15 protein-coding genes and 5 tRNA genes are annotated in these 21,638 nt (G+C 41.8%); 14 read left to right on the top strand and 6 right to left on the bottom strand.

The genetic code is table 11. The annotated features are described in order from the left end of the window. Nucleotides 1-94: 94 nt before the first annotated feature. The 4 genes from K5620_RS10715 to K5620_RS10700 all read left to right on the top strand — a co-directional run bounded on the left by K5620_RS10715 (nt 95) and on the right by K5620_RS10700 (nt 6,211). Entirely contained in the window at nt 95-3,433 is a 3,339-nt protein-coding gene (locus K5620_RS10715) for an alpha-L-rhamnosidase-related protein (RefSeq protein WP_016401465.1), read from the top strand. 245 nt (nt 3,434-3,678) lie between these two features. Then, nucleotides 3,679-3,858, top strand: coding sequence for a DUF2256 domain-containing protein (locus K5620_RS10710; protein ID WP_040307081.1), 180 nt, complete (start codon nt 3,679-3,681; stop codon nt 3,856-3,858). Continuing rightward, the gene (locus K5620_RS10705; RefSeq protein ID WP_016401463.1) at nt 3,830-5,413 is read left to right on the top strand and encodes a cryptochrome/photolyase family protein; all 1,584 of its coding nucleotides are present in this window, start codon (nt 3,830-3,832) and stop codon (nt 5,411-5,413) included. Before K5620_RS10710 ends, K5620_RS10705 begins: the two co-directional genes overlap by 29 nt. 465 nt (nt 5,414-5,878) lie before the next feature. Next, the gene (locus K5620_RS10700) at nt 5,879-6,211 is read left to right on the top strand and encodes a PBPRA1643 family SWIM/SEC-C metal-binding motif protein (protein WP_016401462.1); all 333 of its coding nucleotides are present in this window, start codon (nt 5,879-5,881) and stop codon (nt 6,209-6,211) included. 31 nt (nt 6,212-6,242) lie between these two features. On the opposite strand, the gene K5620_RS10695 is transcribed toward K5620_RS10700, so the two are convergent. Together K5620_RS10695 and K5620_RS10690 are read right to left on the bottom strand one after the other, a co-directional pair. Continuing rightward, nucleotides 6,243-6,773, bottom strand: a complete 531-nt coding sequence (locus tag K5620_RS10695; RefSeq protein ID WP_016401461.1) for a YaeQ family protein — start codon at nt 6,771-6,773, stop codon at nt 6,243-6,245. 94 nt (nt 6,774-6,867) lie between these two features. After that, nucleotides 6,868-8,406, bottom strand: a complete 1,539-nt coding sequence (locus K5620_RS10690) for a DUF3369 domain-containing protein (protein ID WP_040307080.1) — start codon at nt 8,404-8,406, stop codon at nt 6,868-6,870. Between the two features lie 176 nt (nt 8,407-8,582). Here K5620_RS10690 and K5620_RS10685 point away from each other — a divergent pair, with 176 nt between their 5' ends. Then, nucleotides 8,583-9,803 carry a GGDEF domain-containing protein gene (locus K5620_RS10685; protein ID WP_084681794.1) on the top strand — a complete coding sequence of 407 codons (1,221 nt, stop codon included), beginning with the start codon at nt 8,583-8,585 and terminating at the stop codon, nt 9,801-9,803. Nucleotides 9,804-9,874: 71 nt separating this feature from the next. On the opposite strand, the gene K5620_RS10680 is transcribed toward K5620_RS10685, so the two are convergent. Continuing rightward, entirely contained in the window at nt 9,875-11,065 is a 1,191-nt protein-coding gene (locus K5620_RS10680; RefSeq protein ID WP_016401458.1) for an amino acid aminotransferase, read from the bottom strand. 215 nt (nt 11,066-11,280) lie between these two features. Between K5620_RS10680 and K5620_RS10675 the strand changes: the two genes are divergently transcribed. Both K5620_RS10675 and tpiA read left to right on the top strand, forming a co-directional pair. Continuing rightward, entirely contained in the window at nt 11,281-12,057 is a 777-nt protein-coding gene (locus K5620_RS10675) for an ElyC/SanA/YdcF family protein (RefSeq protein ID WP_016401457.1), read from the top strand. 115 nt (nt 12,058-12,172) lie between these two features. Continuing rightward, entirely contained in the window at nt 12,173-12,925 is a 753-nt protein-coding gene (tpiA, locus tag K5620_RS10670; protein WP_016401456.1) for a triose-phosphate isomerase, read from the top strand. A gap of 59 nt (nt 12,926-12,984) precedes the next feature. On the opposite strand, the gene uvrB is transcribed toward tpiA, so the two are convergent. Beyond that, nucleotides 12,985-14,994 (bottom strand): excinuclease ABC subunit UvrB, encoded by a 2,010-nt coding sequence (gene uvrB / locus K5620_RS10665; protein WP_016401455.1) that lies wholly within the window; start codon nt 14,992-14,994, stop codon nt 12,985-12,987. A 637-nt stretch (nt 14,995-15,631) separates the two neighbouring features. On the opposite strand from uvrB, the gene K5620_RS10660 reads away from it, so the two are divergent. From K5620_RS10660 to K5620_RS10635, 6 genes are all read left to right on the top strand, one after another. Then, nucleotides 15,632-15,707, top strand: a tRNA-Asn gene (locus tag K5620_RS10660). Nucleotides 15,708-15,737: 30 nt separating this feature from the next. Beyond that, a tRNA-Asn gene (locus tag K5620_RS10655) sits at nt 15,738-15,813 on the top strand. Nucleotides 15,814-15,847: 34 nt separating this feature from the next. Further along, nucleotides 15,848-15,923: transfer RNA gene (locus K5620_RS10650), tRNA-Asn, on the top strand. Nucleotides 15,924-15,950: 27 nt separating this feature from the next. Continuing rightward, nucleotides 15,951-16,026, top strand: a tRNA-Asn gene (locus K5620_RS10645). A gap of 27 nt (nt 16,027-16,053) precedes the next feature. After that, nucleotides 16,054-16,129 (top strand) — tRNA-Asn (locus K5620_RS10640). A gap of 141 nt (nt 16,130-16,270) precedes the next feature. Beyond that, the gene (locus K5620_RS10635) at nt 16,271-18,115 is read left to right on the top strand and encodes an EAL domain-containing protein (protein ID WP_016401454.1); all 1,845 of its coding nucleotides are present in this window, start codon (nt 16,271-16,273) and stop codon (nt 18,113-18,115) included. Here the strand turns inward: K5620_RS10635 and nrdG are convergent, their stop codons facing one another. Both nrdG and nrdD read right to left on the bottom strand, forming a co-directional pair. Next, the gene (gene nrdG / locus K5620_RS10630; protein WP_040307079.1) at nt 18,116-18,586 is read right to left on the bottom strand and encodes an anaerobic ribonucleoside-triphosphate reductase-activating protein; all 471 of its coding nucleotides are present in this window, start codon (nt 18,584-18,586) and stop codon (nt 18,116-18,118) included. After that, nucleotides 18,587-20,707 (bottom strand): anaerobic ribonucleoside-triphosphate reductase, encoded by a 2,121-nt coding sequence (gene nrdD, locus K5620_RS10625; RefSeq protein WP_016401452.1) that lies wholly within the window; start codon nt 20,705-20,707, stop codon nt 18,587-18,589. It abuts the gene before it with no gap. Nucleotides 20,708-21,052: 345 nt separating this feature from the next. Here nrdD and rsxA point away from each other — a divergent pair, with 345 nt between their 5' ends. Beyond that, nucleotides 21,053-21,631, top strand: coding sequence for an electron transport complex subunit RsxA (gene rsxA / locus K5620_RS10620; protein WP_016401451.1), 579 nt, complete (start codon nt 21,053-21,055; stop codon nt 21,629-21,631). Nucleotides 21,632-21,638: the final 7 nt, after the last annotated feature.

Genomic DNA, 21,638 nt, shown 5'->3' with positions numbered 1-21,638 from the left:
CTATCGATATACTTATCATTAAGGTTTTATACCTTACATGTACTTTTTCATTAGAAAAAAGACATTAAATCAATAGCTAAAGTGGGAAAATTGAATGAAGACTTTACCAATTATGGGCAAAGGCTTAGTAAGTCTTGCGTCTGTATTAATATTGAATGGCTGCTTGTCTGATGACGAAACGTTAAACTGCCCTGATACTCAAACGCCGAACGGGGAAGGTACAGCTTGCGTAAGCCTAGCCCCCTACTCCGTGCCCTTGTATCTGAAAGGAAGTTTTAGTGGTTGGTCAGCTGAAGAGCAATTCCAACTTGTTTACGACAGCGACATATACCGTTTAGACAACACAGAGTTTGCTGCTGGCGTACATGAGTTTAAAGTGGCTGACGAAAACTGGACCTTGGAAACAACCTTTACCGCTGACATTGATCAGCTTACTCAACTTAGTGCTGATACAGAATATCCCCTTGTTACCGGCGAAGCTGCTGCCAATATGGCTTTGGTGTTAAATAGCGCAGGCATATACGATTTTGTACTTAAAGTAGGTGATGATTTAAGCAGTCCGGTATTTAGCTATAGCGAAGATATTCCACCTTTAGCACAAAAGATCTATGTGCGTGGCGGCTTTAACGGCTGGACTAGCGACGATGAACTTAAATACTTAGGTGACAATAAATACCAGCTTACTAAACAAATTTCGCCGGGTAATCATGAATTCAAAATTGCCTATGCCGACTGGTCTAGCGAATGGGTACTGGACGCTGATAACCCGGTTGTAGCGAGGCTTGATGAGACTTATGTCCTTAGTAATGGCGGACCTAACAGCAGCTTTTTTGTAACCGAAACCGGCTTTTACCAATTTAATATTGATGCAAGCCAACCCTCTGCTTTGATGTTTACAGTTACCGAAACCGATGGCAGTGGTGATGTAACGATTGATCCCCATTTAGACCATGAGTTAAGCACCGAACTGGTTTATGACAATGTATTAGATGATGATTCAAGTAAAGCTAAGTTCTCGGTTAAAACTGCCAGTGATGAGCTACGAGAATACGCTCAATCTACCACTCAAGACTTACGAGACCCAGGCAATAACTACGTTGTTTATAAAGAACTAGCTGACCAAGCTAAAACACGTACAGGTAATATTGCCTTTGATGCCCTGTTTGCTTTGGCTATCAACGAGACAGTTCAAAATAGTGTTAGTGAGATTGTGGACGACAACTATAACGGTGGCGAAGCCATTGACTGTGATTGCTTTGAAACAGGTGCAAAATGGCATTATGTTTGGACAAGAGACTTATCCTACGCAGCTAACCTTGGTTTAGCTTTAGTTGACCCGCAGCGAGTTCAAAATTCATTAGAATTTAAGCTTTCTCCTTATCGTGAAGGACTTAGTAAACCTAGTTTTGCTAAAGGCTCTAATGATGGATTACAAATAGTCCAAGATACCGGCACCGGTGGCAGTTGGCCTATTAGTACCGATAGAGTAGCTTGGGCCTTAGGAGCCGAAAAACTGTTACACAACTTAACTGGAGATGCCCGTAGCACTTTTGTCGCTAAAGCTTATTCGGCCTTAGTGAATACCTTAGAAAATGACCGAGTAGCAGCATTTGATGAGCAAGATGGTTTGTACCGTGGTGAACAGTCGTTCTTAGATTGGCGTGAGCAAAGCTATGCAAGTTGGATAGTAAACGACATCGCAAGCTTGGGTAGCAGCAAGGCTTTATCAACCAACGTGTTGCATTATAAAGCAATGCGACTGACAGAATCTTTAGCGAACGAGCTAGGCAACAGCGCAGAAGCAGCAAAGTATCAATCTTGGGCAAATACGTTAAAAATCGCTATAAACCAAGAATTTTGGCTAGCAGACAAAGGCTTGTACAGCAGTATTATTGCCGGACATCAAGATACAGCGCCGCTGTATAAATTTGATTGGTTAGGACAAGCATTAGCTGTAGTAAGCGGCATTGCCGATGAAACACGCGCAGCAAGTGTTGTGGCCAATTATCCGCATGGTGATTTAGGCGCACCGGTCATTTTCCCCCAACAACCAAATATAGCGATTTACCATAACCGAGCGGTTTGGCCATTTGTAACGGCATATGGCTTAAAAGCAGCTATTGCTACCAACAATGTTGCAGTTGCAGACGCCGCTTACGATACCTTAATACGAGCAGCCTCACTCAACATTTCTAACATGGAAAACCTTGAGTGGTTAAGCTTAAAACCCAACTTATTGGATATCGATAATCCAGGTTTGTCTGGTCCGGTGATTAACTCCACCCGGCAGCTTTGGTCGGTTGGTGCATACCTAGGAATGGTAATAGACAGTGTATTTGGCGTGCATACTAGTGAAGACGGTTTAACCCTTAAACCCTTTATCACCAGTAAACTACGAAGAGATATGTTTGCCGACAGCAGTACCATTAATTTAGAAGGGCTAACCCTTCGTGGCCATACCATTAATCTGCAAATCAACTTGCCAACAGCAAGCCAAGATAGCGGCTATTACCCTGTGCAAACTGTCAGCTTAAACGGGGTAAACTCGGGTACGACGATAGATTGGAGTGCATTGGCAGATACCAATAATATCGTGATCAATCTAGCTGATCTTGATACCGGGAGTAGCGATATCACAATGGTTAGCGCTGAGCCTTTAGATAGTGTAAACCCAGCAGTATTCGCACCTATAGAGCCAATGATTGAACGGGTATTTTTAGACAATGGTTTGTTGGCTGTGGAGATCAGCGATAATCAAAACAATACTGCAAGCACTTACCGTATTTACCGAAATGGAGAAATGATAGCCAGTAACCAAGGCTTAGGAGAATACAAAGATAGTGTTGCCCCACAGCAAGGTGTAGCAGCTTGTTATAGTGCCGAGGCTGTATTTACCAGCTCTGGCAATGTATCGCATCGCAGCGCGCCACTATGTTACGCAGCAGGCCAAGAGATTAACGTAGATGACGCTAGGCTGGTTAGCAACGTTGAAGTAAGCCCAGCTGATACAGAAATTACCCAGGCTTATTTAAGCCAATGGGGAAAGACTAACGACAGCTTAGCCCTTAGTAACCTGCAAGTTGCTGTAAATGGCCACTACAATATTCAGCTTAAGTATCACAATGACCACAATGCAATTAACTTAGGTGTGACCAATGCGGTGAAGTGGATGGTTATTACAAATAGCGATGCAGACATTGTTGCGCAAGGCGTTGTACAAATGCCACATGCCCGCACCGTTAATAACACTAAACCACTAGTTTACTCTACGCCTCTAGTTGCGGATCTTGAGGCCGGAACTTACAGCTTATCACTGCACGATTTTTACAATATGAGCTATTTAAATGCCAATAGTACCTTTACCGATACGCGCGATGGTGCAACTAATTTGGTTGATATTGCAGCTATTAAGATAGAACCTACCTTTAACTAAACCACCTTAGCCAGTAGTTCTACTGCTGGCTATTCTTTCCCCCATGGAACTTGCAAATGCACTGGGCAAGCGCTTCACCTCCTAACATCAACTAGAAGGCAACTTGCCACTAATTAGCCACTTAGACTGTTTGAGTGAACTTTCCTAATGGCTTATTCGTTACACCTTACACGTGTTTAAGACTCAACAACCAAGGTGTTTACGGTGAGTGGCGTAAAGTTGCAGCACAACATAGGGGCGAATAGATGAATAAGTCACAGCTTCCGCGAAAGGTTTGCCCGGTATGTATGCGTTCGTTTAGCTGGCGAAAAAAATGGCAACGCGATTGGGCTCAGGTTAAATATTGTTCTAAACGCTGTGCTGGCAACAAACATCAAACTAAAAACGAGTACATCCATGACTTTGCAGGCAAAAAAAAGCTATAAAACATTACGTTTAATATTAGGAGACCAGCTAAATGCCAGCCATAGTTGGTTTAAACAGCAGGATGAGCAAACACTCTACCTGATTGCAGAGTTACACCAAGAAACCTGCTATACAGTGCACCATAGACAAAAGATAGCCGCCTTTTTTGCCGCAATGCAGCAGTTTGCCTTTGCTTTGCAGACCGCTGGTCATCAAGTTGCTCATTTAACTTTGGACGATACCAAGCCCTTTAAAGAGTTGCCTGCACTACTAGACCACTTAATAGAAAGCTACAGTATTCAACGTTTTGAATATCAACTGCCCGACGAATATAGGTTAAGAGAACAGCTAGCAAACTTTAGTGAGTCTCTACCGTTAAATTCCGCTGCTTACAGCACTGAACACTTTTACTTGCCCGATGAGGAAATTGGCAAATATTTTCAAGCGAGTAAAAGTCATCGTTTGGAAAACTTTTATCGCAAGATGCGACTTCGTTTTGATGTGCTGATGGACAAGGAGGTACCGCTTGGTGGTAAATGGAATTATGACGCTAATAATCGCAATAAACTCAAGACCGACGATTTAGCTAATGTTCCTGCGCCTTTACTGTTTTCAAATGACGTTACCAGTATTCTTGAAAGAATTGATAAACATAAGATAAGTACAATCGGACACTCCTATACTCAACTACTTTGGCCAGTTAACCGAAAACAAGCAACACAATTGCTAAGTTTTTTCTGCGAGCAGTGTTTACCCCGTTTTGGACAATTCCAAGACTCAATGACTGGTAAGTTGTCTCTATTAGGAAAAGATAATGGATGGAGCTTGTACCATTCGCGGATTTCTTTTGCCTTAAACGCAAAAATAATTAGTCCTCAATACGTAGTAAAAACGGCAATCGAAGCGTTTGAACGAAGCGAAGGCAGGATTGATATCAGCCAGATTGAAGGCTTTGTTCGTCAAATTATCGGCTGGCGCGAGTTTATACGAGGTGTGTATTGGGCAAACATGCCCGACTACGCATCACTAAATGCTTTAGAGGCTAAACGACAGTTACCAAGTTGGTTTTGGACTGGCGACACTAAAATGAATTGTTTGCAGCATGCTATCAAGCAATCGCTAGACTACGCTTACGCCCACCATATACAACGCTTAATGGTTACAGGAAATTTTTGTTTATTGGCTGGCGTTGACCCTACCTTTGTCGACGATTGGTATTTAGGGATCTATATCGACGCTATTGAATGGGTAGAAATGCCTAACACCCGAGGTATGAGCCAGTTTGCAGATGGTGGCATTGTGGGCTCTAAAGCCTATGCTGCGAGTGGTAACTATATTAACAAAATGAGTGATTACTGCTCCGACTGCTTATACAAAGTGAATAAAACCACTGAAGACCAAGCTTGCCCCTTAAACTCCTTGTATTGGCACTTTATGGACAAACATCAGCACCAGATGGGAAACAATCCAAGAACCAAAATGGTGTTTAGCTCATGGCTTAAAAAGTCTGAGCAGCAACGCATAGAAGTGCTTAACAAAGCTAAGCACTGCTTAGATGATATCGAAAACCTTTAAACTCATCGTTGTTGAGTTTAGCCAAGTCTAAGCTCGGGTATTCGATTAATGAGAAATTCAATTTTGAACCGCAGACACGGCATGGATGCGTTGATTCCGTTGATCATTACATAGCTAATTAACAAACTAAATTATAGGTAGCTTGAACACTGGACTTTGTCAAACTGTTAACATTGACAGTAACTAAATCACCGAGTAAGTGCTTTAATTTACTTAACTAATCGTTACAACGACTAGTTCTCGCGTTCTGTTCAACTTGAGAGTGGTTGGCTATGGCCACTCCCAACCCTAAACATTTGGTTGAATATGTTTTGCCTTTGTATTGCCACTTTTATTAAGTGGCTTTTTTTTGAGCTTATTTCTTTGATGCCCCTCATTACGACCCTACAACTTCCGTTTTAGTTTATTTGTGTAAAATATTGCTGTATAAGCCTGCTCTAAATATTTTTATCTGGGAGTACATTCATGTCTAAGTTCTTTTTTAAAGGTCGTATCGAGAAAAAACCAAAACATGAAAGCTTCGGCTTTAACACAAAGCGTGATGTAAAAATTGGAACCGAAGAAAACCCTTTGCCGCTGTTGGTAAGCACTGAAGAACGAAAAGAGGAACTTCAACTGCGTGCTGCAGAGTATGGGATTGCGATAAACGTTACGGTAGATTCCGAAGCTGAAGAAAACACTGAGCAGTTAGAGCTATTGATCGCCAAGCCAGCAACCAAAGTAGTTGAAAAAACGCCTAAACGTAATGACCCGTGTAGTTGTGGAAGTGGTAAAAAGTTTAAAAAGTGTTGCGGCTAAGAAGGAAGCCTAAGCTTCCTTTATTCAAAAACTACTTTAAGTTCTTCCAGTGAATCTCAATTTCGTTTTCATCGCTGGTTACATAAGCAGATTCTTCGGTAATAGTGACTGACATATCCATGGTGCGTTGAGTAAAGCTGGCTAATCTGACCATTTCATCCCAACTCAACTGCCATACTTCTGCGTCCAACAGGTTGATTTTATTCTCTGTTTGTTGCCACCAGGTATCGGATTTTGAATTAAAGCTATATACCTTGGCGCGTTTAGCCGATCTGCTTGCTTTCTTGATTCGCTCTGGGCTTGGTTCGCCAACATCAATCCACAGTAAGGTGTCACCTTCTAAAGATTTTTGCCAAATGTCGGGTTGCTCTACTTCACTAAGTCCTTTGGTAAACTCTAATTCTGCTTCGGCATTCAAGCAAAAGGCCATTGTGCGCGCCATCATCCGCTCTAGGGTTTCTGAAGGATGCTGAGCAATAGTGAGGTTAATGGTGTCGTAGTAATTGCGGTTTAAATCCGATAGAGATATTCGCAATTTATAGATAGTAGGTTTAAGTGCCAAAAGAAGGCCCTTCTCAAAAGTAATGCTAAGCAGTGAACTTAGCTGAATAATGCTGTGAGAATGCGCCTTTTAAGGGTAAAACTCAATAAAAAACTTAGTCGGGGTAAGCGTTTCTTATTTCGAGGAATTCATCAAAGTCATTTACAAGAATATCAACCAGTTGCGGGTCAAAGTGCTTGCCTTTTTGCTCAATAATGAATTGCTTGATTTCGTCATTACTCCACGGCTCTTTGTAAGAGCGTTTAGAGCCTAAGGCATCAAATACATCAGTGATGGCCATGATACGACCAACTAGTGGAATATCTTCTCCAGCCAGCTGACGGGGATATCCGCTACCGTCCCATTTCTCATGGTGACATAAAGAGATCTCTGCACCTAAACGCGCAATGATTTTATTTGAATCGGCCAATAAGTCATAACCCACTTGAGCGTGAGTTTGCATAATCTTCCATTCCTCGGCATCTAACTTGCCAGGCTTATGCAATATCGACTCTGGAATCGCAATTTTTCCCAAATCATGTAGCGGCGCTGCGTGCTTAAACGCTTCTACAAACTCGGGGTCAAAATCGAGCTTTTTGGCCATTAACTCACAAATTAACGATACTCGTTTTACATGAGAACCGGTCTCTTTGCTGCGTTGCTCGATGGCATCACCGATAATGAATATCAGCTCTTTTTGAGTGTCTTGAATTTCTTCTTTAATGGTGAGGTTTTCGAAAGTAAGTGCAATGTTGGTGGCGAAAACTTCAAGTAAGCCTTTTTCGATATCGTCTAAGGGGTTTTCGTGTTGCACGTACAATAGGCTAACGCTACGACTATCTGTTGGGTAAAAACCTACATAGCAGTTTTCGGTAACCAGCGTTTTCTTCTCGTCCAACGCACGCTTGAGTAGTTGTTTTACATCTTCAGGGATTTTACTTTGGTCGAAATTATATTCGTTATGCTCATTGGTAACAAAGTCACCAGTGGCAGCCAGCACGTTAAAAGATTGATGGCGCAGTACATCTTCGGTAAGCGTTGTAATGTACATGGCTGAGCTTTCTAATTGGAAAAGCTCTACTAGTTGTTTTAGCACCGCTGAACCAAAGTGGTACAAGGTTTTACTTTTAAGTACCAAAGATGTGGATTCTATTACCTGCATCAAGCCTTGACGGTGACGCTCAATAAACAAAATATCTCGGTAGGATCGAATGGCTGAATAGGTAATGGTTTTTAGCTTAGTGGCTGTTAACTCGGTTTTACTTTTGTAATCGTTGATATCGTAATCTTTGATCACCGATTCTTCTGGTGCTTGGCCTGGTTGTCCGGTTCGCAAAATTAGGCGTGTTGCATGATTTTCTTTTGTTTCTCGAATCCACCTAACTAGTTCTAAACCAGCATGGTCGGTTTCCATTACTACGTCTACAAGTGCGATGGCAATATCGTTATGTTCTTCAAACATTCGTTGCGCTTCTTCAGCACTGTATGCTGATAAAAACTCGAGCTTATAACCATCAATCTCCACATCAGACAATACTAATCGTGTTACAGAATGAATTTCGGCTTCATCATCTATGACCAGTAACTTCCATGTTGGTCTGGTAACTTCTTCTGAAGGCTCGTCGATATCATCGATGAAAAGAAAGTCACTCATGCCCTGCTCCATTATTCTTAGTTACACTAAAATTAGAACAGCAACTGCATAATATCAAAGACTATTATGCAGTTGCTGAAGAAAACTTAGAGGCTAAGCGCGTTATTGCTTCGTTATTGATTCAAAAACTAGTAATAGTTCGATAAAATCGATTCAAACTCAATCACTTGAAATCTATGGAAAGTAGACTTACAAGCCAAAACATACTGCCTCCTGTAATCATCTTATCGATAGCGAGTGCATTGCTTATTTGGCATTCATCTTTATCGGCGAATACTCAAGATATTATTTATTGGATGCCTTACGGTTTAGCAGCAATTACCGCAATGTTAGCTCTGCAATTTAACCGCCGACAACTTATTGCAGTGGTGATTGTAAACACCTTTAGCTACTGGCTTATCGCCAGTTACTTACAGCAACCACTAAGTATTTCGGAAGCAAAATTTGCTTTTACATCAGTGTGTTTGTTCATTCCGATTAACTTGGTATTGAATCAGTTCATTAATGAAAATGGCAGTACTACTCCAAGAGCAATTGCCATTTATGTTTTTTTGTTAGTACAAATGGCGAGCATATCGCTAGCTCTTAACTTTTTTGTTGCCGACACCGCAGAGTTTATTACCGAATGGTTTGAACCTAGACCTAGAGAAGGTTTAGTCATGAGCTTAGCTGCATTGGGCTTGTCTGTGGTTTGTATCGTGGCGGCTTTTTTTCGCTGGGCGTATAAGTCTACCAGTTTAACCATCGGGTTATTTTTTAGCTTTGTCGCAAGCCTATTCCCTCTGATGTTTTTAGACCGTGAAGCTATCTCTTCGGTATTTTTCACCGCGTCTATGCTCATCATGCTTTATGCGGGATTTAGAGCCTCTCATGAGCTGGCTTATCGTGATGAGTTAACTGGCTTACTTGGAAGACGGATGCTTTTTGAAAAACTCGCAGGAATGTCTAAAAATTACAGCCTAGCGATGGTAGACATCGACCACTTTAAAAAGTTTAACGACACCTATGGTCACGACGTTGGAGATGATGTGTTAGCAATGGTGGCATCTAAACTCGATCAAATTGAAGGTGGTGGCCAAGTATTTCGCTACGGCGGTGAAGAATTCACCGTACTATTTAAAGGTAAAAAGCTTGACCATGCCATTGCGTTTTTAGATGACATTCGTGAAATCATCTCAGAAACTCCGTTTGCAATTAGGGATAAAACCAGCCGAGATAAAGGTGACAAAACTGCTCGAAACGAAGAAGCTAAACCTAAAAATACAGTTCAAATTACTGTAAGTATTGGTGTAGCAGAAAAAGCAAATCATCATGCCAATGCCGAAGAAGTGATAAAGGATGCAGACAACGCACTTTATAAAGCGAAGAACAAAGGTAGGAATATTGTTGTTGGTTAATTTAAAGAGCTAAATAAAAAGGGGTTAAACGAGAAACGTTTAACCCCTTTTTATTGTATCTAAACCAGTGCTTATACTACTGCGGCAATAGCAGCACAAAGCGCTTCCATGTTGTCTTTAGTCATACCTGCTACGCTAATACGACCAGAACCAACGATGTATACGCCATGTTCTTCTTTTAAGGTTTGTACTTGCTCTTTCGATAAACCAGAGAATGAGAACATACCGTTTTGGCGTTGAATAAAGCTGTAATCACCAGTTGCGCCTTTAGCGGCTAAAGTTGCTACGAACAAATCGCGCATTTCTTTAATACGGTCACGCATTTCAGCTACTTCTGCTACCCATTGCGCTTTTAACTCAGCATCTTGCAAAATAGTGGTTACTACCGCAGCACCATGTGATGGTGGGTTTGAGTAGTTTGCACGAATACCAGCTTTAACTTGGCTAAAGGCTGTTGCACCTTGCTCTTTATCAGCAGCAACTAAGGTAAATGCACCAACACGTTCGTTGTATAAACCAAAGTTCTTAGAGAAAGAACTGGCTACAAGTAGTTCTTTAATCTGTTTAGCGAAGATACGTAAACCTGCTGCATCTTCTTCAACGCCAGTGGCAAAACCTTGGTAAGCAAAATCGAACAAAGGCAGTGCTTTTTTAGCTGCAGTTAAGCTGGCTAGCTGTTCCCATTGTGCTTGAGTAGGGTCGATACCCGTTGGGTTGTGACAACAACCGTGGAATAGCACCAAGTCGCCTTCTGCAACTTGCTCTAAAGACGTTACCATTGCGTCAAAGTCAAGGTCTTTAGTTTCAGCATTGTAGTAGTCGTATGCTTTAACTTCTAAGCCAAGCGCTTTAAAGATGTTGCCGTGGTTAGCCCACGTTGGGTTGCTTACCCAAACAGTGCGCACACCCAAATGGTTGTAAGCAAATTCAGCCGCGTTATGTAGAGCGCCAGTTCCGCCAGGAGATTGAGCGGTAAATCCGCGTTGGCTAGCTACGATTTCACTGTCTTCACCAAAAAGTAACTTTTGAACTTCTTTTCCGTAAGCCGGGTTACCTTCGATACTAAGGTAAGATTTAGTGGCTTCGTTTTCTAAAAGACGTTTTTCGGCGATTTTAACGGTAGCTAAAACCGGGGTTTGACCTGCTTCATTCTTGTAAATGCCAACACCAAGATTGATTTTGTTAGGACGGGCGTCAGCTTTAAAAGCTTCAGTTAATCCTAAGATTGGATCTGCGGGGGCTGCGGATACGCGCTCAAACATATTTTCCTCACTGCTAATTACATACCTGTATGGTGCGAAGATTACCTTAAGTCGCTAAACCTGTCTTTAGTCACAGAAAAAAATTTCGGGAAAATTTTGATTTAACGCATTAATTTGGATTAAGCCGCTATTTTTGGTAATTTTTAAGGTCTGTGATTCCACCGAAGAGTGCAATCAATTAAGATGCCTGTAAGGCTTATGAGAGAAACCACTATATGGATTTAAGTTTAGGTTTTATCGTAAAAAAATGGTTAGGCTCGCTACTGATGCCGCTTAACATTTCGTTGTTCTTTTTGTTGCTCTCTTTTTATTTCGGCATAACAAAACGTCCCTACCGCGCTGCAGCGACTTTAGTCCCTGCTTTGGCAATATTGTTGGTTACCAGCAACCCTTGGTGGGTAAATCAACAGTTGCTAGAAAATGAACGAGTATTAAAGGCGCCAAGTCAGCTTGTCGATAGTTTCGACTTTGTAGTGGTACTAGGCGGTGGTCATATTAGTGATCCAATGCTCTCGCCTACTGAGCAGCTTAGTCGCTCATCGTTTGCGCGTATCACAAAAGGGATTGAGTTAAGTTTAGTTAATCCCCAGAGCCGTTTAATTGTATCGGGCTATGGCGGCAGCGATCCAAACAGCAATGCTGAGCTTATGGAAAAAGTAGCAAGGCAAGCTAACATTCCTCCTGCCAACATTATTACCATTCCTAAAGCTAAAGATACCGAGCAAGAAGCTGCCGTGATTGCTACCTACATAGGACAACGCCCTACCGCGTTGGTGACTAGCGCTACTCATATGAAGCGTGCACTGCAACATTTCAACAAGTACTCAAGCAATATTAGCCCTGTACCTACTGATTACCTTGGAAAAGAAGTTCAAGGAGAACAACGGCTTTATGAGTTTTTGCCCGATGCGCGCTTTATTCATAGGTACGATGCTTTATGGCACGAAAAACTTGGGATTTGGTGGCAAAAAATACGTACTTATTTTTCTTAATCGTTTGTTTTAGATCAGCAATTTACAGTTTTAGGCAGATAATTTCGCGGAAACACTACGTTTTTGTAATTTATTCACTATAATCGAGCCAATTTATTTAAAGGAGAGACGCACAATGAGAACACCTCTTGTAATGGGTAACTGGAAACTAAACGGTACTAAAGATTCTGTTACCGCATTAGTAAATGGCTTAATCGAACCAGCTAAAGCAGCTACTAACGTGCAAACTGCAATTTGCCCACCAGTAGTATTTTTAGGTCAAGTTGAAGCCTTAGTGGGTGATGCTCCAATCGCTTACGGTGCACAAGATGCAAGCGTAAACACCTCTGGTGCATTCACTGGTGAAAACTCTCCAGTAATGTTGAAAGAATTTGGTTGTACTTACAACCTAGTGGGCCACAGCGAGCGTCGTCAGTACCACAACGAAACTGATGCTGTAGTTGCTGCTAAATTCAAAGCGATTCAAGAAAACCAACTAGTACCTGTACTATGTATTGGTGAAACTCTTGAAGAAAACGAAGCAGGTAAAACAGAAGCTGTAGTTGAAACTCAGCTTAAAGCTGTTATCGACCTTTGTGGTGTTGAAGCATTAGAAAATGCTGTTATCGCTTACGAGCCTGTTTGGGCTATCGGTACTGGTAAATCTGCTACTTCTGAGCAAGCTCAAGCTATTCACGCTCACATTCGTAGCTGGTTAGCAGCGCAAAGTGCAACTGTTGCTGAAAAAGTTCAAATTCTTTACGGTGGTAGTGTTAAAGCTGCTACGGCTAAAGAGCTTTTCTCTCAACCAGACATTGATGGCGCGCTAGTTGGCGGTGCTTCTCTTATGGCTGAAGAGTTTGGCGCAATTATCGCTGCAGCAAACTAAGATTAGTTCTATAAAAAAGCCGCTGTAAATACAGCGGCTTTTTTTTATGCCTTTTGCAGCTAACTCATTTTTACCAGTTGCTCTTGCAACTCATTTATTTCATCTCTTACCGCTGCAGCCTGTTCAAACTCTAACTCTTTTGCATGATTGATCATTTGCTTTTCTAGTTGCGCAATATTCTTCAACATAATTTCAGGCGTAAGTGCTGCGTACTTAGCTTTTGGCTCTGCCGCTTGAAGTACTTTACTCTTCCCAAAGTTGCTAATATCAACCACTTTCTTGTTAAGTTTCTGCGGAACTATACCGTTATCTAGGTTGAACTGATGCTGGATTTCTCTGCGTCGATTATTCTCACCAATTGCTCGTTCCATAGAGCCGGTGATCTTGTCGCCATAAAGAATCGCTTTCCCCTGAGGATGACGCGCCGCCCGGCCAATGGTTTGAATTAAAGACCGCTCTGAGCGAAGGAAGCCTTCTTTATCGGCATCTAGAATCGCTACCAGCGATACCTCTGGCATATCGAGGCCTTCTCGTAACAAGTTAATGCCCACAAGCACATCAAATACTCCCATACGCAAATCACGAATGATCTCTACCCTTTCTACGGTATCAATATCCGAGTGCAAATAACGCACTTTCACTTGATGCTCAGTGAGGTATTCACTTAGATCTTCGGCCATTCTTTTGGTAAGCGTGGTCACCAATACCCGTTCATCGATTGCCGTGCGTATACGAATTTCTGACAACAAATCGTCGACTTGAGTATTTACTGGGCGAACTTCTATTTCTGGGTCTAATAAACCTGTGGGCCTAACTACTTGCTCAACAAATTCTTGGTTGGTTTTTTCTAACTCATAATTACTTGGCGTAGCTGATACAAATATGGTCTGTGGTGCTATTTGCTCAAACTCTTCAAACTTAAGAGGTCGATTATCTAACGCAGAAGGTAAACGGAATCCGTAGTTAACCAAATTTTCTTTGCGCGAGCGGTCACCTTTATACATTGCGCCAATTTGAGGCACGGTTACGTGTGATTCGTCGATAATGAGGATACCGTCGGCGGGTAAATAATCTAATAATGTTGGTGGTGGCTCGCCTGGTGCGCGAGTCGATAAGTAACGAGAATAGTTTTCGATACCCGAGCAATACCCTAGTTCGTTCATCATTTCGATATCGAACAATGTACGCTGAGAAATTCGTTGCTCTTCTATTAACTTGTTAGCATCTAATAGCTGTTTTTTGCGCTCGTTTAACTCTTCTTTAATTGAGGAGATGGCATTAAGAATGGTTTCTCGCGGCGTTACATAGTGGGTCTTAGGGAAAATAGTCACCCTTGCCATTACCGCCTCTTCAGCCCCAGTTAGTGGGTCAAAGCTGCTGAGCCGTTCTACTTCGCCATCGAACAATTCAATTCTTACTGCATTTTTGTCAGACTCTGCTGGAAATACGTCAATCACGTCTCCGCGAACCCTGAAGGTAGAACGCTGGAAGGCAGCATCATTACGCGAATATTGTAGCTCTGCCAGTCGGCGAAGAATGGCGCGTTGGTCAATCATATCGCCAACACTTAGGTGCAACATCATTTGTAAATAGGACTGAGGATCACCTAAACCGTAAATGGCCGACACCGAGGCTACCAATACCACGTCACGTCGTTCTAATAAGGCCTTAGTGGCAGACAGCCGCATTTGTTCGATGTGAGAGTTAACTGATGCGTCTTTCTCTATGAATGTGTCAGTGGTCGGCACATAGGCTTCAGGTTGATAGTAGTCATAGTAAGAAACAAAAAACTCTACCGCATTATTAGGGAAGAACTCTTTCATTTCGCTATAAAGCTGAGCGGCTAAAGTTTTGTTTGGCGCTAAAACTATGGTTGGTCTATTTTGCTCTGCGATAACATTCGCTACTGTAAATGTTTTACCTGAACCGGTAACCCCTAATAGCGTTTGATGAGCAAGCCCATCTTCTAAGCCTTCTATTAGACTTGATATAGCCGTTGGCTGATCCCCTGCCGGTTTGTATTCCGATATTAGATCAAATGGTTTTTTCACTGCTCTACTACCAATCATCTGAAAGTTTTATCATTGGTCCATTCTACGCAAAACCTAGCGATAACAAAAAGGCGTATTAGTCTTGTACAGAAAATTAGCGTTGTTTAGCAGAGAATATCGCAAACAGAAAATCGATAGCAGATAACCCTAAATTGTGCACAGTAAGAAGATTGTAACGAAAAGTAATGCACAACACTTTTTTTGTAAAAGCAACTACTTTTTTTGTAGGTCAAAAATTGAGCTTTTACACCAATAATTAAATAAGTCATTGAATAATAGCGATTAAATGAAAAACAGATGTAGATCAAATTTAGGCTCGTGCTAGGTATCTAGTGGGCTGTAGCCCATAAGCGACTTTTAATGCACACAGTTATCCACAAAATCAGTGGATAAGTCACGCTAACTACCAGCACCAAAGGCTTTTACATATTGTGCATAATTATTAGGCAATCAAGCTTAGCTATAAAGAAATGTGTTTTTATGAATATTAATTATCTGCGCATTTTTTATACCAGCTGAACAAGTTTCGATCTGTAGTTTGCAACAACTGGATGTAAGTTGAGCAAACAAACAGAAATTGTCATTTTTGACGTAGAATTAGTTGACACTTATAGGGGCAATTATTACTATGCGCCCCGCACTTAAGCAAAGCGATTCCCCAATAGCTCAGTTGGTAGAGCGGTGGACTGTTAATCCATGTGTCGTTGGTTCAAGCCCAACTTGGGGAGCCAAATCTCCTTTGCTAAGTGATAAATCAAGATTCCCCAATAGCTCAGTTGGTAGAGCGGTGGACTGTTAATCCATGTGTCGTTGGTTCAAGCCCAACTTGGGGAGCCAATCTTGATTACAATAGGTCAATACCTTATATGATTCCCCAATAGCTCAGTTGGTAGAGCGGTGGACTGTTAATCCATGTGTCGTTGGTTCAAGCCCAACTTGGGGAGCCAATCATATAACTAGATATACCTTACGATTCCCCAATAGCTCAGTTGGTAGAGCGGTGGACTGTTAATCCATGTGTCGTTGGTTCAAGCCCAACTTGGGGAGCCACTCCTTTTATCTAGTAAGCCTTATAATTCCCCAGTAGCTCAGTTGGTAGAGCGGTGGACTGTTAATCCATGTGTCGTTGGTTCAAGCCCAACCTGGGGAGCCACATTTTTATCACTTCCTGTTATACCCTTTCCGATATTTGTTAATCACTAAATATATTACTTAATCCTAAGCATCTGATAGATAAGTCTAATGTTTGCATGTATCATTATTAGAGATCGCTGATTTATTAAACAGGTAGGATATGAAAGGCCTTAGAACATTTTTTGTTGTAAATGCTTTTTTATTTATCGCGCTATGGATTGCGCTGGTGGGTGTTCATGTACAGTTGTTTAAACTTGATCTGGCCCGTGAAAATCAGCAGATTAACTCCCTGCTCTCTCTGCAATTGACCAGAATTGACCAGCTCAATCAAGAGTATCTAGCAACTTTACGTGATCAACACCAACTTAGTTTTATCTCTACACAGTTAGCTGTTGATAATACTTTGGCATTGGTTGGTGCGCCGCAGCACTGGTTAGTTGACTTAGCCGAACCTAGTAAAACATCAATGCAAACCATTGCAGTAGATAAGTTCCAAGTTAACTTTAAGCCCTCATTTGAATTTGTTAGTGACGGATACTTACGCCTCTATCTAACCATCGCAGCGCTTTGTGCAATGGGCTACATGTTAACCAGCCTTCTTTATATACGAGCTATGTCTCGGGTTAAAAGTAAGCTCAAAAAGCTGGTTAATGCCGATCGATTAGTTGATGAAAAGCCGGTGCTTGGTGCAGTTGGCGAGTTAATTAAGGATCAGAAACAGCAGTTTACTCAGCAAATCCGCCAACAAAAACATGCAATTCAACAATTAGAGAAGCAAGTTGCCCTAGACCCATTAACTGGCCAGTTTAATCGACACTCGTTCCGCCAAAAAATGCAGGAAATGTTAAAGACAACACCTAAAGATACGGTTTTGTTTTTGGTTAGAGCCTCGCAACTTGAAGAAATCAACAAAGCACGTGGTCACCAAGCTGGCGATGACTACATTAGAGATATCGCTAAGATCATCGATGTTAATCGCAAAGATTATTCATCAAGCAGCTTGTTTAGACTTTTGGGAGCTGAGTTTGCCCTGGTATTGCCTAAATTCCCAGCCAGCAGAGTTAGCCAAGTCGCTCAGGCACTAAAAAGCTCTCTAAACGAGTACAGCAACGGTAAGCAAATGCAAAGCGCAGCCTATACCGGCGTAACCGAGCTTAAAAGTGGTGACTCCATTGAACGAGTGATTGCTCGTGCTGATGCAGCCTTGGCTATTGCCCAAAGCCTATCTCCCAATGGTTGGGAAATAGTGCTCGAAGATGACGAAACATTAGAAAGTAGTGAACTACAATGGCACTCAACCATTAGCTCGCTTATTAACAAAAATAACTTCCGCCTAGCTTCACAAGCCATCCAGTCGTTGCATCGCACTATGCCGGCGTACCATGAAGTATTCATTCGTTTTTTGAGTGACAATAACCAGCAGCTTCCTACAGAAACAACCATGGTAATGGCACAACGCCTGGGCATGATATTAGAGCTAGAAAAAGCAACAATTGGCTACATCTTGCATACCATCTCTGGACAAAACGCTGAATACCGCTGGGGGATAAACCTAAGTAAACTTATCTTAACTGACCCAGATTTTTGTTCTTGGCTAACCCAACAGCTACTTACCTACCCTAATTTAAAATCTCGGGTTGTTTTTGAGCTAGAAGAAGAAATTTTGGATATGCATTTGAGCAACGCCAGAAAGCTGTTTGAAGTACTTCGCCGAAACAGTTGCCACACTGCAATTTCAGATTTTGGTAACGGTATTGGCTCTTTTAAATTGTTTAAAGAGCTCAAGCCTAACTATGTGAAGATAAGTAGCGATTTAGTGCAAGCACTAGAAAGTGACAAAGCTAATCAGCAATTCGTGAGTATGCTGGTAGAGGTATCGCATCGTTTAGGTTGCCAAGTAATTGCTCAAGGTGTTGAAACCTTAGAGCAAAAACAGCTACTTGAATCTATGTATGTCGATAGCTTGCAGGGCTACTTAATTTCGCGTCCTGAGCTTATCGCTTAACTACTGAAGGGGTTGGCAGTGAATAATTTGGTTACTACTGCCTCGCCATTGTAATTTTGGGTCGGCCAGCTCTTGTTCAAATTTGCCGTCAATTAAGGTATCAACTTGCTTAACAATTGCCTGCTGTTGCGGGTTTAGTTCTTTAAGTTGATAGCCTGTCCACATCCAAATATCTTTGCCTGCGCACTCTTTTCTAACGCGTTCAACTAATCGTTGTACAGCGTCTAAGTTATCTGGATGTAGTGGATCTCCACCACTCAAGCTAAGCCCTTTACGTCGAATCCTAGAATCGTTCAAATCATTGATAATCTGTTGTTCTAAGTCATCAGTATACGGGTGGCCGGAATCACAGCGCCAGGATTTCTGGTTATAACAACCTCGACATTGATGCTCGCAACCAGCAACAAACAAGGTACAGCGCGTACCTTGCCCGTTAACTACGTCGACCGAATGGTAACTCAAATAGTTCATTTACAGATGTTTCACTCGGCGTTTAACTTCTTCTTGCTTACCATAGTTAAATGGTCGTGCATCAGGGCTACCTAAATAGCCACATACTCGTCGAGTAACAGATACCTTACTGGATTCTGCATTACCACAAGAAGGACACTCAAAGCCTTTACTGGTGCAGTTAAACTCGCCAGTGAAGTCACATTCGTAACATTCGTCAATTGGCGTATTTGTACCGTAATACGGAACGCGACTATAGCTATAATCCCAAACATCCTCTAAGGCCTCAGTATTGTGCTGCATATTTGGGTATTCACCGTAACAAATAAAGCCGCCACTAGTTACTGAAGGATAAGGCTGTTCGAAATCTATTTTGTCAAAGGGGTTTACCTTCTTTTCTACATCTAAGTGGAAACTATTGGTGTAGTAACCTTTATCTGTTACGCCCTCGATTACACCAAACTTTTTGGCGTCTAAACGGCAGAAGCGATCACATAGGTTTTCACTTGGGGTGCTGTATAAACTAAAGGCGTAACCACTTTCTTTTTCCCAACGTAAAGTAGCTTGTTTTAATGCAGTAACAATACCGATAGCTTTTTGTTGTAACTGTTTATTGTCGTAAACGTGTTCACTGTTTCCGTATAGCGCGTTCACAGTCTCATGCAAACCGATGTAACCTAAAGAAATTGACGCACGACCATTTTCGAAGATTTTAGATACATCATCTTCGGCATTTAACCGAACGCCACAAGCGCCTTCCATGTACAAGATTGGGGCAACTTTGGCTTTAACACCTTTAAGGCGAGAGATGCGGCTATCTAAACCATGTTTGGCAACACTTAAACGTTGTTCAAGTAGTTCGAAGAAACGTTGTTCATCACCTTTAGCTTCAATAGCAATGCGGGGTAAATTCAAGCTCACTACACCAAGGTTATTACGACCATCGTGAATGTCTTTACCTTCTTCTTGGTAGTGACCTAAGAAACTACGACAACCCATAGGGGTTTTAAACGAGCCCGTTACTTCAACAACTTTGTCGTAGTTTAAAATATCTGGGTACATGCGTTTTGACGCACATTCCAAAGCTAACTGCTTAATATCGTAACTTGGATCTTCTTTTTTATGGTTTAAGCCGTCTTTAATGGCAAATACCAGCTTAGGGAATACGGCCGTTTTAGCATTTTTACCTAATCCGGCAATACGGTTCTCTAGGATTGAACGCTGAATTAGTCGCGAGGCCCAGCAAGAGCCTAAGCCAAAACCAAAGGTAACAAATGGTGTTTGCCCATTCGCAGTGTGTAGAGTATTTACTTCATACTCTAAAGACTGGAATGCATCATGACATTCTTTTTCGGTTTGTGCTTTAGCGTAAGCTTCGGCGTCGGCTATTTGCCATTTTTTAGCAGTAGCTAAGTGTTTTTCATGGCTTTTGGTGACGTAAGGCGAAAGAATCTCGTCGATGCGGTTAATCGTCGTTCCACCATAAATATGGCTCGCTACTTGAGCGATGATCTGGGCTGTTACTGCAGTTGCTGTTGAAATTGATTTTGGGGTTTCAATTTCAGCGTTACCCATTTTAAATCCGCCGGTTAACATGCCTTCTAAGTCGATTAGCATGCAGTTAAACATTGGGAAAAATGGTGCGTAATCTAAATCGTGAAAGTGAATTTCGCCGGTTTCGTGAGCTTTTACTACATCTCGCGGAAGCAAATGAGTTTTAGCGTAGTGTTTTGCAACAATGCCCGCTAACAAATCGCGTTGAGTAGGAATGACCTTACTGTCTTTATTCGCATTTTCGTTAAGTAACGCGGCATTGCTTTGTTCAACCAAACCACGGATCTCAGCATTTAACACGCTGCGCTTTTCGCGAGCAACGTCGCGGTCGTGACGATATTCAATGTAAGCACGTGCTAAAGTCTTGTTATCACTTTCCATTAAGTAGTTTTCAACAGACGATTGAATATCGTTGATATCTACTTCAGGTAAGTTCAAAAACTGTTCTGTTACTTGTTGGGCAATTTGCAATGCAACTAGGTTGTCCTTAACACCTAAAGCTTCAGCTGCTTTTAGCACTGCATCAACAATCCGCTTTGCGTCGTAAGGTACACGGCTTCCGTCTCGTTTTATCACGACTGTTTTCACGATTTACGCTCCAATTTCACTCACTCATTAAATAAAAAACTGTGGAACCCGCGCCACTAAAGGCTTCTAACAAAGAAACGCTCAAAAAAGCATCCAATGTGATGGTTATCCATATATTGTGGTTAAGGATTTTAGATCCCACTAGATATAGTAGTCGAGAGATTTTAAGGATAAAGCAAATACAAATGATCGAGATCAACCGAAGGGTAAAAAGTAAATTTAACCGCTCAAAAATGATTCACAACTCACAGCAAATTTTTAGCGCCTTTTCCACATTGAAGTCACGGTTGTTATACGCACCACAAACAAGGATAATAGCGGCTCGTTCCGCTGCATCTTATTTAAATGACTGAATATTTGTTGTTATTAATCAGTACCGTACTGGTTAACAATTTTGTGCTGGTTAAGTTCTTGGGTTTATGCCCATTTATGGGTGTGTCCAGCAAAGTAGAAACCGCCATCGGCATGGCCTTAGCAACCACTTTTGTGCTTACCCTTGCGTCAATGAGCTCCTATTTAGTAGAACAATACATATTGTTGCCACTAGATATTGTTTATCTGCGCACCATGAGTTTTATTTTGGTTATTGCCGTTGTGGTTCAGTTCACCGAGATGTTTGTGCAAAAAGCCAGCCCCGCACTTCACCGTGTATTAGGCATTTACCTACCGCTTATCACCTCTAACTGTGCAGTATTAGGTGTGGCGCTACTAAACATTAATGAGCAGCATGATCTATTTGAATCAATTATCTATGGTTTTGGAGCAGCAGCTGGCTTCTCGCTAGTGTTGATTCTGTTCTCAGCAATGCGTGAACGCCTTGTGGTAGCAGATATCCCGCTACCTTTTAAAGGCGCGGCGATCGCCATGATCACAGCTGGGCTTATGTCTTTAGCCTTTGTAGGTTTCACTGGATTAATTAAGTAGTATGTTT

Source organism: Agarivorans albus, from assembly GCF_019670105.1.
Classification (GTDB): Bacteria; Pseudomonadota; Gammaproteobacteria; order Enterobacterales; family Celerinatantimonadaceae; genus Agarivorans; species Agarivorans albus.
The sequence above is the reverse complement of the archived record's forward strand: the minus strand, read 5'-3'. Positions and strand labels throughout refer to the sequence as shown.

Coding starts and splice junctions, on each gene's coding strand:
- K5620_RS10700 (WP_016401462.1), top strand. CDS start 5,879: ATGTCTAAGTTCTTTTTTAAAGGTCGTATCGAGAAAAAACCAAAACAT.
- K5620_RS10635 (WP_016401454.1), top strand. CDS start 16,271: ATGAAAGGCCTTAGAACATTTTTTGTTGTAAATGCTTTTTTATTTATC.
- K5620_RS10705 (WP_016401463.1), top strand. CDS start 3,830: ATGACTTTGCAGGCAAAAAAAAGCTATAAAACATTACGTTTAATATTA.
- tpiA (WP_016401456.1), top strand. CDS start 12,173: ATGAGAACACCTCTTGTAATGGGTAACTGGAAACTAAACGGTACTAAA.
- rsxA (WP_016401451.1), top strand. CDS start 21,053: ATGACTGAATATTTGTTGTTATTAATCAGTACCGTACTGGTTAACAAT.
- K5620_RS10715 (WP_016401465.1), top strand. CDS start 95: ATGAAGACTTTACCAATTATGGGCAAAGGCTTAGTAAGTCTTGCGTCT.
- K5620_RS10690 (WP_040307080.1), bottom strand. CDS start 8,406: ATGAGTGACTTTCTTTTCATCGATGATATCGACGAGCCTTCAGAAGAA.
- K5620_RS10675 (WP_016401457.1), top strand. CDS start 11,281: ATGGATTTAAGTTTAGGTTTTATCGTAAAAAAATGGTTAGGCTCGCTA.
- K5620_RS10710 (WP_040307081.1), top strand. CDS start 3,679: ATGAATAAGTCACAGCTTCCGCGAAAGGTTTGCCCGGTATGTATGCGT.
- uvrB (WP_016401455.1), bottom strand. CDS start 14,994: ATGATTGGTAGTAGAGCAGTGAAAAAACCATTTGATCTAATATCGGAA.
- nrdG (WP_040307079.1), bottom strand. CDS start 18,586: ATGAACTATTTGAGTTACCATTCGGTCGACGTAGTTAACGGGCAAGGT.
- K5620_RS10685 (WP_084681794.1), top strand. CDS start 8,583: ATGGAAAGTAGACTTACAAGCCAAAACATACTGCCTCCTGTAATCATC.
- K5620_RS10680 (WP_016401458.1), bottom strand. CDS start 11,065: ATGTTTGAGCGCGTATCCGCAGCCCCCGCAGATCCAATCTTAGGATTA.